Origin of the sequence: Actinocorallia populi, assembly GCF_002995495.1 — a bacterium.
Taxonomy (GTDB): domain Bacteria; phylum Actinomycetota; class Actinomycetes; order Streptosporangiales; family Streptosporangiaceae; genus Actinocorallia; species Actinocorallia populi.
The window spans coordinates 442,538-455,618 of record NZ_PVZV01000002.1; the positions used below are offsets into that span (position 1 = coordinate 442,538).

Here is a 13,081-nt window from a genome sequence, read left to right on the forward strand (position 1 = left end):
GTCCCGCCTGTCCTGATGCGGTCAAGCGAGTCGGGCGGCATCCGGTGAACGCGGCTCTTGAGGGAAGAAAGGAGGCATCGGCCTCCGAGTGAAGAGAGCAGCATGATCGATGGGTTCGTCGCCGGACGGTTCACCCTGGCGGAGGAGCTGGGCCAGGGCGGGATGGGCGTGGTCTGGCGGGCGACGGACACGCTGACCGGCCGCGAGGTGGCGGTGAAGCGGGTGCTCGTGCCGGCCGACCTTCCCGCGGGAACCGTCGCGGACGGGCTGGCCCGCCTCGCGCTGGAGTGGCGGGCGCTGGCCGGGCTGGACCACCCGAACGCGGTGGCGATCCACGACGTGCTGGAGGCGGACGACGGCCTCTACGTCGTCATGGAACTGGTCGAGGCGGTCTCGCTGGAGGAGCTCGTGCGCGACGGGGGGCCGCTGCCGCTCGGCCGGGCGTCCCGGATCGGGCTGCAGCTGCTGGACGTGCTGACGGCCGCGCACGGGGCGGGCGTCGTGCACCGCGAGGTGAAGCCGGGGAACGTGCTGGTGCTGTCCGGCGACCGGGTGAAGCTCGGCGACTTCGGCGTCGCGGGTCTGCAGGGGGAGGCGCGGCTGACGGGGACGGGCGCGTTCCTCGGTTCCCCCGCCTACCTGGCGCCCGAGCAGGCCAGGGGCGGCCCCTGCACGCCGGAGTCGGACCTGTGGTCGCTGGGCGCGACGCTCTACCACGCGCTGGAGGGCCGGGACGCCTTCGAGGCCCCGGCGTTCTCCGCGGTCCTGGCCAAGATCCTCGACGGCGTCCCGGCCCGCCCGGCACACGCCGGCCCGCTGGAGCCCCTGCTGGCGGGGCTCCTGCACAAGGACCCGGGGTCGCGCCCCCGGCCCGCGCAGATCCGGCGGGCGCTGGCCGAGGCGGCCGAGGCCCCGCAGCCCGCCGCGCGGCCCGTCCCGCCCCAGGCCGGGGAGGCCGATCCCCTGGTCACCGGACCGGCCGCCGGTCTGGAAGGACCCGTCACGGCCCTTCCCGGCGGCACGCCTCCCTTCACCGCCCGGGTCAGGCGGCGGGGGATGGTCGCCGAGACCGCCTCCCGGGTGGTGTGGACGCTGCTGCTGTGCGCCGGGGCCCTCGTTCTCGTCTCCTCCGTCTTCGGAGACCTGACCGTTCTGGGCCTGGTGCCGTTCCTCCTGCTCATCGGAGCCACCGCACTGGGCCGGAGCGCCTACCTGATCGCCGCGTGCGTGACCGGCCTCCTCACCCGCAGCGCCCTGGAGATCGGCCCCCGCGGCATCGCCTTCCGCCGCGGCCGCCACTCGGCCGGCTACACCTGGGACGACATCGAGAGCATCACCATCGCCCGCCGCGGCCTCCGCCGCCGCCGGGTCCTCCTGATCCGCCTCGCCGGGGGCGTCTCCACCGGACGTGCCCCACTGCTCCCGATCCACTTCACCGGCACCCCGGGCCGCTCTCCCTGGTTCCACCGCAAGACCGGCCAGATCGCCCTCTGCCGTCTGGACGAACTCCACGCCGACCTCCGCACCGTCGAGCGCCACCTCCGGACGTTCGCGGGAGACCGCAGCAGGCCGTCCCAGTGATCAGGCGCGCGGGCGGGGGAGAGGGGAGGGACGGCCGTCGCGCTTGAAGGCCTTGCGGGCGGGCGGGGTGTACTTGACGAAGTCCGGGAGGACCGACCACAGGTCGCCGAGGGAGCGGACGATCTCGGCGAACCGCCGGTAGCGGCGTTCGTCGGCGCGGGTCCACCTCAGGCCGAGGATGTCGCGGGCCTCCGGAGGGAGGCCGCCGACGGTGAGGAAGCGGGCGACGGCGTTGAGGGGGACGCCGAGGACCTTCCAGACACCTTCAGGGATCCGGCGGGGGCGGGGGAAGCCCTTCTCGACGTAGCCAACGCTGTAGGCCGCCGACTTGTGCGCGGCGAGCTCCTCGTTGAGCATGCGCTTCCAGTAGGCCTGGAAGGCGGGCCAGTCCTCGGGCACGGGGCGGTCGCTGACCCCGTACATGGCGTACCAGACCTTGGACTCCTCGTAGATCCGGTGCTTCTCCTCGTCGGTGAGCGGGCGCATGAACGTCTCGGTGCTGTAGATCAGGTGGTCGAGGAACGTGGCGTGCGCCCAGAAGTACGTCTCGGGATCGAGGGCGTGGTAGCGCTCCCCACCGGGCATCTCGCCCTTGATGTTCACGTGGTAGTCGCGGACCTTCGCGCCCGTCCTGACCGCCTCGGCGCCGCCGTAGACGGTGTTGAGGATGGGGCCTGCGGAGCGCTTGAGGCGGCCGAAGGTGTCGCTGAAGAAGACCGAGTGCTCCATGACCCCCTGGCCGAGCGACGGGAGCATGAGCTGCAGGACCCCGGCGCGGGGGCCGGTGAGCAGCGCCCGGTTGTCTCCGAAGAAGCGCCAGGTCAGGGAGTCGGGGCCGAGGGGCTGCACGGTGCTCCTAAAGTTGGTGGCGGGTGCCACCAATATCGGGTTCGAAGATCCGTAGCGTCAAGATGGACCCGATGGGATCTACGACACGTCCGTACCGCGGGCGCACCGCCGAGGAGCGCCGGGCCGAACGGCGCGCAAGGCTGCTGGCGGCGGCGCTGGAGCTGTGGGGCGACCAGGGCTGGGCGGCGGTCACCATGCGCGGGGTGTGCGCGCACGCCGGGCTGAACGACCGCTACTTCTACGAGAGCTTCGCCGACGTCGAGCAGCTGCTGCTGGCCGTCTACGACCAGGCGCTGCGCGACCTCCTCGGATACGTCGAGCGGGTGGTCGCCACCGCGCCGACACCGCGCGAGCGCATCCGCACGGGCATGGCGGTGTTCGTGCACGCGATGGCGTCGGACTCGCGGCGGGCCCGGATCGGGCTGGCCGAACCGGCCGGCAGCCCGGCGCTGGAGCAGCGGCGCCGGGACACCTACCACCTCTTCGCGCGGCTCGCCCGCGACTGGCTGCGGCCCGCCGACGAGGAGGCGTTCACCGTCGCGGTGCTCTTCGCGCTCGGCGGCGTCGGAGAGCTGATCATCAACTGGCTCGGCGGCACGCTCGCCCTCACGCCGGACGAGCTGGCGGACAGGGCGAGCGGGCTGGTGCTGGGCGTCATCGCGCCCTACCTGTGAGCGGTCCCCGGCCGGGCGTGGGCGGGGAGGAGGACGACCTTGCCGCGCGAGCGGCGGGTCTCGATCGCGGTGTGCGCCGCGGCGGCGTCCGCCAGGGGGTACTCGTCCACGAGAGGGGCCGCGTCGCCCCGCGCGACGGCCTCCAGGGCGCGGGTCTCCAGCGTGCGGAGGTCCGCGGGCCGGCCGCCCAGGACGCTGCCCACGGTGATCGAACGCTCCACGATGTCGTCCGTCGCCACCCGGACGGGGGCGCCGCTCGCCCAGCCGACGATGACGTGGCGGCCGCCGGGCGCGAGGGACTCCAGGGCGGTCCTGGCGACGTCGCCGCCCACGCCGTCCAGGACGACGGTCGGGGCGGCGCCCTCCAGAGCGGCCTTCATGAGGTCGGCCCAGGCCGCGTCGGAGGTGTCGACGGGGACCAGCCCGTCGCGCCGGAACGCGGTGACGGCCTCGCGCTTGGCCTCGCCGCCGTAGAGGGCGGCGACGCGGGCGCCCAGGGAGTGCGCCAGCTGCATGAGCTGGTTGCCGAGCCCGCCGGACGCGCCCGTCACGATGACGACGTCCTCCGCGGTGATGCGGGCGGCGTTCAGGACCATCTGCGCCGTCCGCCCCGTTCCGACGGCCGCGATGGCGGCGGGGAAGGAGACACGGTCGGGCAGGGCGTGCAGGGAGGCCGCCGGGGCGAGCGCGTACTCGGCGTACCCGCCGCTCAGGGCCCCGACGTGGGCGACGACCCGCCTGCCCGCCCAGGAGCCCTCGACGTCCGGGCCGACGGCCTCGACCGTCCCGGCGACCTCGCGTCCGGGGGTCATGGGCAGCTGCGGCTTGGGCAGCGTCGGAGGGCCGTATCCCTGCCGGATGCCGGTGTCCACGGCGTGGACGCCGGCCGCCGCGACCTTCACCAGCACCTGGCCGGGTCCGGGCGACGGGCGTTCGGTCTCTTCGAGGACGAGCACGTCGGCGGGGCCGAACTCGCGCTGGACGATGGCCTTCATGAGATCACCTCTGATTTCGGGGAGTTGCCGGTGCCGGGGGAGACCCGGTGGGCGAGGAGGGCCGCCACCAGCCCGATGAGGGCGGCGAAGGCGAAGACGGCGGCGAACCCGCCGGCGGATCCGGTGGCGAAGGAGGCGAAGACGATCCCGGCGAGCGCCAGGGTCAGCGCGCCGCCGAGCGAGTCGGCGATCGACATCGCCGAGGAGTTGAAGCCGCGGTTCGCGGGGGTGGAGAGGCCCAGGACCAGGGTGCTCAGCCGCGGGTACATCAGGCCCATGCCCGCGCCGCCGACCGTCCACCCGGCGATGGGGACGGCCGGGTGCAGGCCGAGGAGGGCCGCCAGCAGGGCCGGGAGGATCGCGGCGAACACCAGGACCATGCCGATCCGGACCGCCAGGGCGTGCGGCAGCCGCTCGCCGAGCCGCCCCTGCACCGCCGAGGCCCCCGACCAGGCCAGCGCGCCGAGGGTCAGGGTGAGCCCGGCGAGCGTGGGGGAGAAGCCGTACCGCTCGGTGAAGAGGTACGGCAGGTAGACGTCGGCGCCGAAGAACGCGGCGGCGCCCATCCCGCGCATCAGGACGACGCTCGGCAGCCCGCGCCGGGCCCTCAGGGTCCCGGCGGGCAGCAGCGGGCGCACCGCGACCAGCGTGGCGGCCACCGAGGCGAGCACCAGCAGGCCGCCCACCCGGGGGATCTCGCTCACCAGGTTCAGGGCCAGGACGGCGAGGGCAGCCAGCGTCGCCCACACGAGCAGGCGGGGCCCGCGCCCCGCGTCGTCCGCCGCGGGCTCGCCGGGCCCGAGGCCGCCGAGCGAGGGGACCACCATGAGCATCGCCAGGGCGACCAGGACGACCACGCCGAGGAACACCCAGTGCCAGCTCAGCAGGTCGGTGACGGCTCCGGCGGCGGCCGGTCCGACCAGCGCGGGGACGACCCAGGCGGCGGCGAACCAGGCGAAGATCTTGGGATGCAGCTCCTCGGGGTAGACCCGGGCCACCACCACGTAGAGGGTGACGGTGAGGGCGCCGCCGCCCAGGCCCTGCAGGAGCCGCCCGGCGACGAGCGCCTCCATGGACGGGGCGAGCCCGCACACCACCAGCCCGACGGAGAACAGCGCCACGGAGGCGTAGAGCGGCGCGACCGGCCCCCGGCGGTCGGCCCACATCCCGCCCGCGACCATGCCGATCACGCCCGTCGCCAGCGGCCCGGCGAAGGCGGCGGCGTACAGGCGGGCGCCGTCGAGATCCGCGCTGACGGCCGGCATCACGGCGGTCACCGCGACGCTCTCGAACGCGGCGAGGAAGACCAGCGCGAACGAGCCGATCGTCGTCCACAGGAACGTTCTGCTCAGCACCCCTGAGCTGGTCTTCTCCGGAGCGTCCGGCGGTGTCGTCGAGATCATGATATGACCTTAGAACCTCAACCATTGTTGAGGTCAAACGTATTTTCCGGATAGGGAGTGAGATGCCCGACTCCTTCTACAGTCCCGGCCACCTGCTCCCCGTGGGAGAGGTGGCGCGGCGCAGCGGCGTGAGCGTCTCCGCACTGCACTTCTACGAGCGCGAGGACCTGATCAGGTCGGAGCGCACGCCGGGCAACCAGCGCCGCTACCGCCGCGACATCCTGCGCCGCCTGGCGTTCATCAGGGTCTCCCAGCGGGTGGGCGTCCCCCTCAGGGACATCCGCACCGCCCTGGACTCCCTGCCGTCCGGCCGCACGCCCACCAGGAGCGACTGGGCGCGGCTGTCCCGGCGCTGGCACGGCGAGCTCGAGTCCCGCATCAGGGACCTCGAACGGCTGCGCGACACCCTCACCGACTGCATCGGCTGCGGCTGCCTCAGCCTGGGCAGCTGCTCCCTCCAGAACCCCTCCGACGCCCTGGGCGAGACCGGCCAGGGACCCCGCCGCTGGACGGAGCCGTGACGGCCGGGGGTTCGATCGGCGGCCTCCGGGAATGGCAGCGACACGGGGAGAAGCCCGGCCCGTCCACGGGGCGGGCCGGGAGACCACGGGAACTCTGTAAGGATCAGGTCATGCGTATCGTCGTCGTGGGTGGGCACGGTCAGATCGCGTTGCGGCTGCTGCGGCTGCTTCCGGACGGGACGGCCGTGGGAGTGGTCCGCAACCGGGACCAGGTGCCCGACCTGGAGGCCACCGGGCAGGAAGGGGCGATCTTCGACCTCGAGGAGGACCCCATGGCGGAGCTGGCGATCCTGCTCCAGGGTGCCGACGCCGTCGTCTTCGCGGCGGGGGCGGGGCCCGGCAGCGGCGCGGCGCGCAAGGCGACCGTGGACCAGAACGGGGCGATCCTGTGCGCCGAGGCCGCGCAGGAGGCCGGGGTGCGCCGGTTCGTGCAGATCTCGGCGACCGGCGTGGACCAGCCGCCGCCGCCCGGCACCGAGGAGTCCTGGGCCGCGTACGTCACCGCCAAGCGCGTGGCCGAGGAGGACCTGCGCGCACGCGACCTGGACTGGACGATCCTGCGCCCCGGCCGGCTGATCGACGGGCAGGGCACGGGCCTGGTCCGGCTCACCGACCCGCCCGCCGAACGCGGCGACATCCCCCGCGAGGACGTGGCGGCCGTCATCGCCGAGCTGATCCGCACGGGCGCGGGCGTGCACCGCACCCTGGAGCTGCACGGCGGCCCCGTCCCGATCGCGGAGGCGGTGGCCGCGCTCTAGTCCTCCCGACGGGGTTGTCCGTAGAGTCTGGGGCATGACGGGCTTCGTGGGCGCCCCCATGCCGGGGACAGTGGTGAGCGTCGAGGTGGTGGCGGGCCAGGAGGTGCGCGCGGGGGCCGCGCTGGTGGTGCTCGAGGCGATGAAGATGGAGCATGTCGTACGGGCCGGGCACGACGGCATCGTCGCGGAGGTGCTCGTCCGCGCCGGCGGGACGGTGCGGCGCGACGCCCCGCTCGTCCGGGTGAAGGAGGCCGCGGTGACGGCAGCCGCCCGCGAGGAGGAGGCGGCCGTCGACCTCGACGCGGTCCGGCCGGACCTGGCCGCCGTCCGGGCCCGGCACGCGGCGGGCCTGGACGCCGGACGGCCCGAGGCCGTGCGGCGCCGCCACGAGCGGGGCCGCCGCACCGCGCGGGAGAACATCGCCGACCTGTGCGACGAAGGCACGTTCGCCGAGTACGGGGCGCTGGCGATCGCGGCGCAGCGGCGGCGGCGCCCGGTGGAGGAGCTCATCGAGCGCACCCCGGCGGACGGGCTCGTCTGCGGGGTCGGCGAGATCGGCGGGCGGTCCGCCGTCGTCATGTCCTACGACTACACGGTCCTGGCGGGCACCCAGGGCTACCTCAACCACCGCAAGACCGACAGGATGTTGGAACTCGCCGCGGAACGCCGGCTCCCGCTGGTGCTGTTCGCCGAGGGCGGCGGCGGCCGTCCCGGCGACACCGACACCACCACCGTCTCCGGCCTGGACGTCACCAGCTTCTGGGCGATGGGGCGGCTCAGCGGCAGGGTGCCGCTCGTCGGGATCGCCTCCGGGCGCTGCTTCGCCGGGAACGCCGCGCTCCTGGGCTGCTGCGACGTCATCATCGCCACGCCCGACGCCAACATCGGCATGGGCGGGCCCGCGATGATCGAGGGCGGCGGGCTGGGGACGTACCGGCCCGAGGAGATCGGGCCGATCGACGTCCAGACGGCGAACGGCGTCGTGGACGTGGTGGCGCGGGACGAGGCCGCGGCCGTCGAGACGGCACGGCGCTACCTGTCGTACTTCACGGGGCCCGCGGAGGACTGGACGGCGCCCGACCAGCGCCTCCTGCGGCACCTGGTCCCAGAGAACCGCAAGACCCCCTACGACGTCGGGCAGGTCATCGAGACCCTCGCGGACGACGGCTCCGTGCTGGAGCTGCGGCGCGGTTTCGCCCCCGGCATCCGCACCGCGCTGGTCCGCGTCGAGGGCGTGCCGCTGGGGCTCCTCGCCAACGACCCCACGCACCTGGGCGGCGCGATCGACCGCGACGGCGCCGACAAGGCCGCCCGGTTCCTGCAGCTCTGCGACGCCCACGGGCTGCCGGTCGTGTCCCTGTGCGACACACCGGGGTTCATGGTCGGGCCCGAGGCCGAGGGCACCGCGACCGTCCGGCACTTCAGCCGCCTGTTCGTGGCGGGCGCCAACCTGACCGTCCCGCTGGTCGCGATCGTGCTGCGCAAGGCGTACGGGCTGGGCGCGCAGGCGATGGCCGGGGGCAGCTTCCGCGCCCCCGTCGCCACCCTCGCCTGGCCCACCGGCGAGATCGGCGGCATGGGCCTCGAGGGAGCCGTCCGCCTCGGCTTCCGCAAGGAGCTGGCGGAGGCCGCGGACCCGGAGGCGTTGTTCGAGGAGATGGTCGCCGTCGCCTACGAGCACGGCAAGGCGCTCAACGCCGCCTCGGCCTTCGAGCTGGACGACGTCATCGACCCGGCCGAGACGCGCCGCTGGATCCTCGCCTCGGTCAAGGACCACCCGCCCCGCGCGGGCCGCCGCTCCTTCATCGACACCTGGTGAGCACTACCGAAAGGGAAGACCCCCATGACCCGCGTGCTGATCCAGGACTCCCCGCACCGGCTCGGCGGCCATCGCGGCTCGGGCGCGCTGCGCGGCCTGACCGGCCGGGCCCGGCCCGGCCGGCCCGGCCCGCCGGGCGAGGCGCCGACCTTCGGCCTGGGCGGCGGCGGCCTGGAGTTCCCGGCCGCGGCGGGCGGGAAGGGCTGAGCGCGCCGGCATGGACAAGCCCATCCACCTGATCGAGTACGAGACCATGCTGCTCGGGCGCCACCAGCAGCTGACCGCGCCGCGCCTGCGGGAGGACGGCGACCGCCTGGACCGCAGCGCCTACATCCTGCTCAGCCGGATCCGCATGCAGGGGCCGATGTCCATCGGGCAGCTCAGCGAGGCGTTCGGGCTGGACCCCTCCACCCTCAACCGCCAGACCTCCGCGATGCTCCGCTCCGGCCTGGTCGAGCGCATCCCCGACCCCGAGGCGGGCCTGGCCCGCAAGTTCCGCATCACCGAGGAGGGGGAGCGCCGCCTCGAGCGGGAGCGGCAGCGCAACATCGACGGCGTGGACCGCGTCATGGCGGACTGGACCCCCGAGGAGGTCGCCGCCTTCGCGGCCTTCCTGAAGCGCTTCAACACCGACATCGAACGCCTCGCAGGCCGCCCCTGGCCCCGTCCCTGACCTCCGTCCGTGCCGTGCGGCCGGACCATAGGGTCGGTGCCATGGGAGACGGACCGGTGATGCGGACAGAACGGCTGGTGGTACGGCGGTGGCGGGAGGAGGACCGGGGGCCGTTCGCGGCGCTCACGGCCGACCCCGAGGTCATGGAGCACTTCCCGGCGACGCTGACGCGGGAGGAGAGCGACGCGATGGTCGACCGGCTGGCGGCGCGGATCGAGGAGGACGGGTTCGGCTTCTGGGCACTGGAGGTCGCCGGGAGCGGGGAGTTCATCGGGTTCACCGGGATCTCGCGGGTGCGGTTCGACGCGCCTTTCACGCCGGCGGTGGAGATCGGCTGGCGGCTGGCCCGCGGCGCCTGGGGGCTCGGGTACGCGAGTGAGGCGGCGCGCGCCGCGCTGGAGTTCGGCTTCGGCGAGGCGGGGCTGGACGAGATCGTCTCGTTCACGGCCCGCGGGAACCTCCGCTCCCAGGCGGTGATGCGGCGGATCGGGATGATCCGCGACCCGGAGGGGGACTTCGGGCATCCGGCGGTGGCCGAGGGGAGCCCGCTGCGGCCGCACGTGCTGTACCGGCTGGCCGCAGGCCGGTGGCGGGAGGCGCTCGGGGCGGGCTGACGCCGCTTTTTCCCTCGGCTTTGTTGTGGGGCCGGTGCCGGACGCGATAACGTACAACCAAATGGTTGTACGTATGGTGGAAGAAGAGGCGGTGGACCGGCTGTTCCACGCGCTGGCCGACGCCACCCGCCGCGACATCCTGCGCCGCTCGATCCAGGGCGAGCTCTCGGTGTCGCGGCTGGCCGAGGCCTACCCGATGAGTTTCGCGGCGGTCCAGAAGCACGTCGCGGTGCTGGAGAGGGCCGGTCTGGTCAACAAGGAGCGGCGGGGCAGGGAGCAGCTCGTCCGCGCCGACCGGGAGGCCGTCCGCCGCGCGCGGGAGGCACTCGACCGGCTCGAGGCGCTCTGGCGCGGCCGGGTGGACCGCATGTCCGCTCTGCTCGCCGACGACGCCGGCCCGCAGGAGAACGACACGAGAGGACAGGACGGATGAGCATCACCAGCATCGACAAGGACCTCGACAACCTGACCTTCACCCTGGTCGCCGACTTCGACGCCCCCGTCGAACGGGTATGGCGGTTGTGGTCCGACCCGCGGCAGCTGGAGCGCTGGTGGGGCCCGCCGACCTACCCGGCGACCGTGAAGGAGCACGACCTGACCCCCGGCGGCGACGTCACCTACTTCATGACGGGCCCCGAGGGCGACCGGCACCACGGCTGGTGGCGGGTCGTCTCCGTGGACGAGCCGACCTCCCTGGAGTTCGTCGACGGCTTCGCCGACGAAAACGGCGCACCCGACGAGAGCATGCCCACCACCACCATGCGCATGCGCCTCACCGAACACGACGGCGGCACCCGCATGGAGATGCACTCGGCCTTCGACTCCCGCGACCAGATGGAGAAGATGGTCGCCATGGGCATGACCGAAGGCGTCCAGGAGGCCGTCGGCCAGATGGACGCCCTCCTGGCCTCCTGAGGCGCTTGCGGGCCGCCCGACCCACCGGCCGGGCGGCCCGGCCCGAAAAGGTGTTGCGGAGCCGTCCGGGGCTCGAAGACCATGATCCGCGGACGACAAGGAGCGGTGTCATGACGATGCGCCTCGGCGCGGTGAACGAGTTCTGCTGGATGGACCTGAAGGCCCGCGACGTCCCGGCCGCCGCGGCGTTCTTCTCCGCGGTGCTCGGCTGGCGCTTCGCGGTGGACGAGAAGGACTGGCGCCGCGCGACCAAGATCAGCGCGAGCGGTTTCCCTATCGGCTCCGTGAGCGATCTCGCGGGTCCGCTCTACCCGCCCGACATCCCCGCCCACATCGCCTACTACCTGGCGGTCGACGATGTCGACCGCCGTGCCGAGAAGGCGGCGGCGAACGGCGCGCGGCTCGTACTGGCCCCCTCGGACGCCGGGGACCAGGGCCGTATCGCGACCCTTCTCGACCCGTTCGGCGCGGCCTTCTCCCTGTGGCAGCCCCGCGGTTTCCGCGGCTGGGACCTCCCGGCCGCCCCGGTCGTCCACGGGCCGCACCGGATGGTCCTCGCCTGCGCCGATCCCCGCGAGGCCGCGCTCTTCTACCGGGAGACCCTGGACGCGACGCCCGCCTTCACGGACTTCGTCCCGCCGCACGAGTCCGACTCCGCCGCCCCCCAGTGGGAACTCGCCCTCGTCTCGGACGACCTGGCCGCGGTCGCCGCCCGCGTCCGTGAACACGGCCGGGGCTCGTTCACCTGGTCCGAGCACCGGGGGCTGCCGCTTCTCCGTGTGAGCGGGCCGGAAGGCCTGACCTTCCGGATCCGGGCCGCCGCCGGCTGAACCGGCGGCCGTCCGGCAGCGTCCGAGCGGTATGCGAGACGGACAGGTATCCGGCATGTCCCCGACGCCCCGAGGCGGATCCGCCCGGCGGCGGGTCGCCGCCGTCCTCGCCCTGCTGCTCTGCGCGGCGGGTGCCGCCGTCCTGTACCGGCAGGTCGGCGAGCTGACCGCCTGCGACGTCGGCGTCGTCACCCGGATCCCGTCCCCGGACGGGGAGCGGGTGGCGTTCGTCCACCACTACGACTGCGGTGCCACCGCCTCCGCCGCGACGCACGTGTCGGTCCTGCCGGCCGGCGAGAGCCCGCGGGACGGGGGCAACGTCCTCGTCGTCGACCACGGCCACGCCCCGACGCCCGCCTGGACCACCACCGGCCCCGACGTCACCGCGGTCTGGACGGACGCCCGCCGCCTGCGCGTGACCCGGCCGCCCCACGCCCGGGTGTTCCGGGCCGAGACCCGGACGGGCGGGGCGGAGATCGAACACCGCACCGCCTCCGGCTGAGACGCCGCCGGGGCGCGGCGGCTCAGGGCTTGCGGGCGATCCCGCCGTACATGAGCCGCTGGCCGATCGACAGGTCGTCCTCGACCGGGACGGGGCCGTCGGGGCGCCAGAGGGGGAGCGGGACGACGCCGGGTTCGAGGAGCTCCAGGCCGTCGAAGTAGGCGGTGATCTCCTCGGGGGTGCGGAACCGGCCGGTGCCCAGCAGCGCCAGGTACTGCTTCTCGGCGTCGCGGGCCTCCTCGCTGGAGGCGCAGAAGTGGGTGACGAACAGGTGGCTGCCGGACGGGACGGCGTCCAGATAGGCCTTGACGATGCCCTGCGGGTCCTCGTCGTCGTGCAGGTGGTGCAGGATCCCCACCATCATGACCGCCACCGGCCGGGTGAAGTCGATGAGCCGGTTGACGTCCGGGTCGTCCAGCACGGCACGGGTGTCGCGCAGGTCGGAGGTGACCACGGCGGTGCGCTCGTTCTCCTCCAGCAGCGCCCGCCCGTGGACCAGGACGATGGGGTCGTTGTCGACGTAGACGACGTTGGCGTCGGGCGCGACGGACCGGGCGACCTGGTGGGTGTTCTGCACCGTGGGCAGTCCGGACCCCAGGTCGAGGAACTGCCGGATGCCCTGCTCGGCCAGGAACCGCACGCCGCGTCCGAGGATGCGCCGGTTGTAGGACGCCACGTCGTAGATCTCCGGGATCACCTTGGTGATCTCGGAGACGAACGCCCGGTCGACCGCGAAGTTGTCCTTGCCGCGGAGCACCACGTCATAGGCCCGCGCGATGCTGGGCTTGGTGATGTCCACTCCGCGCGAGGCCCATTCCTGCGGATTTTCCGTCGTCCCCGTCATCGAGCACCCTTCACCGAATCCCGTTTCACGTTGAAATTGATCTTAGGCGGGAAAAGGGGGGAACATCCGGCGAACCCGTGTTCTGTCCACGCCAGGCCATCAC

At 73.6% G+C, this 13,081-nt stretch carries 16 protein-coding genes; 12 read left to right on the top strand and 4 right to left on the bottom strand.

Annotated elements, in window-relative coordinates; all coding sequences use genetic code 11:
- Positions 1 to 102 precede the first annotated feature (102 nt).
- Positions 103 to 1,581: a serine/threonine-protein kinase gene (locus tag C2865_RS09005; protein ID WP_106397897.1), complete on the top strand. Its 1,479-nt coding sequence runs from the start codon at positions 103 to 105 to the stop codon at positions 1,579 to 1,581.
- Here the strand turns inward: C2865_RS09005 and C2865_RS09010 are convergent, their stop codons facing one another.
- Positions 1,582 to 2,430 (bottom strand): oxygenase MpaB family protein, encoded by an 849-nt coding sequence (locus C2865_RS09010; RefSeq protein WP_232835470.1) that lies wholly within the window; start codon positions 2,428 to 2,430, stop codon positions 1,582 to 1,584. It lies immediately after the preceding gene.
- Between the two features lie 71 nt (positions 2,431 to 2,501).
- On the opposite strand from C2865_RS09010, the gene C2865_RS09015 reads away from it, so the two are divergent.
- Positions 2,502 to 3,104 (top strand): TetR/AcrR family transcriptional regulator, encoded by a 603-nt coding sequence (locus C2865_RS09015; protein WP_157963633.1) that lies wholly within the window; start codon positions 2,502 to 2,504, stop codon positions 3,102 to 3,104.
- On the opposite strand, the gene C2865_RS09020 is transcribed toward C2865_RS09015, so the two are convergent.
- Both C2865_RS09020 and C2865_RS09025 read right to left on the bottom strand, forming a co-directional pair.
- Positions 3,095 to 4,099: an alcohol dehydrogenase catalytic domain-containing protein gene (locus C2865_RS09020; RefSeq protein ID WP_106397900.1), complete on the bottom strand. Its 1,005-nt coding sequence runs from the start codon at positions 4,097 to 4,099 to the stop codon at positions 3,095 to 3,097. The genes C2865_RS09015 and C2865_RS09020 overlap by 10 nt on opposite strands.
- The gene (locus C2865_RS09025) at positions 4,096 to 5,502 is read right to left on the bottom strand and encodes an MFS transporter (protein ID WP_106397901.1); all 1,407 of its coding nucleotides are present in this window, start codon (positions 5,500 to 5,502) and stop codon (positions 4,096 to 4,098) included. Before C2865_RS09025 ends, C2865_RS09020 begins: the two co-directional genes overlap by 4 nt.
- Before the next feature lie 62 nt (positions 5,503 to 5,564).
- On the opposite strand from C2865_RS09025, the gene soxR reads away from it, so the two are divergent.
- The 10 genes from soxR (at position 5,565) to C2865_RS09075 (ending at position 12,134) form a co-directional block, all read left to right on the top strand.
- Entirely contained in the window at positions 5,565 to 6,023 is a 459-nt protein-coding gene (gene soxR / locus C2865_RS09030) for a redox-sensitive transcriptional activator SoxR (RefSeq protein ID WP_106397902.1), read from the top strand.
- A gap of 110 nt (positions 6,024 to 6,133) precedes the next feature.
- Complete coding sequence (locus C2865_RS09035) at positions 6,134 to 6,781, top strand: NAD(P)H-binding protein (protein ID WP_106397903.1); 648 nt, start codon at positions 6,134 to 6,136, stop codon at positions 6,779 to 6,781.
- Positions 6,782 to 6,815: 34 nt separating this feature from the next.
- On the top strand, positions 6,816 to 8,600 hold the full coding sequence (locus C2865_RS09040) for a carboxyl transferase domain-containing protein (protein WP_106397904.1): 1,785 nt from the start codon (positions 6,816 to 6,818) through the stop codon (positions 8,598 to 8,600).
- A 24-nt stretch (positions 8,601 to 8,624) separates the two neighbouring features.
- Positions 8,625 to 8,807: a hypothetical protein gene (locus tag C2865_RS09045; protein WP_106397905.1), complete on the top strand. Its 183-nt coding sequence runs from the start codon at positions 8,625 to 8,627 to the stop codon at positions 8,805 to 8,807.
- Between the two features lie 10 nt (positions 8,808 to 8,817).
- Positions 8,818 to 9,273, top strand: coding sequence for a MarR family winged helix-turn-helix transcriptional regulator (locus tag C2865_RS09050; protein ID WP_106397906.1), 456 nt, complete (start codon positions 8,818 to 8,820; stop codon positions 9,271 to 9,273).
- Between the two features lie 41 nt (positions 9,274 to 9,314).
- A complete protein-coding gene (locus C2865_RS09055; RefSeq protein WP_232835471.1) occupies positions 9,315 to 9,887 on the top strand; it encodes a GNAT family N-acetyltransferase in 573 nt (190 codons plus the stop codon).
- A 73-nt stretch (positions 9,888 to 9,960) separates the two neighbouring features.
- Entirely contained in the window at positions 9,961 to 10,320 is a 360-nt protein-coding gene (locus tag C2865_RS09060; RefSeq protein WP_198653116.1) for an ArsR/SmtB family transcription factor, read from the top strand.
- The gene (locus C2865_RS09065; RefSeq protein ID WP_106397909.1) at positions 10,317 to 10,802 is read left to right on the top strand and encodes an SRPBCC family protein; all 486 of its coding nucleotides are present in this window, start codon (positions 10,317 to 10,319) and stop codon (positions 10,800 to 10,802) included. Before C2865_RS09060 ends, C2865_RS09065 begins: the two co-directional genes overlap by 4 nt.
- Before the next feature lie 110 nt (positions 10,803 to 10,912).
- Positions 10,913 to 11,632 (top strand): VOC family protein, encoded by a 720-nt coding sequence (locus tag C2865_RS09070; protein ID WP_106397910.1) that lies wholly within the window; start codon positions 10,913 to 10,915, stop codon positions 11,630 to 11,632.
- A gap of 55 nt (positions 11,633 to 11,687) precedes the next feature.
- Entirely contained in the window at positions 11,688 to 12,134 is a 447-nt protein-coding gene (locus C2865_RS09075) for a hypothetical protein (RefSeq protein WP_106397911.1), read from the top strand.
- 22 nt (positions 12,135 to 12,156) lie between these two features.
- Here the strand turns inward: C2865_RS09075 and C2865_RS09080 are convergent, their stop codons facing one another.
- The gene (locus tag C2865_RS09080; protein WP_106397912.1) at positions 12,157 to 12,978 is read right to left on the bottom strand and encodes an SAM-dependent methyltransferase; all 822 of its coding nucleotides are present in this window, start codon (positions 12,976 to 12,978) and stop codon (positions 12,157 to 12,159) included.
- Positions 12,979 to 13,081 lie beyond the last annotated feature (103 nt).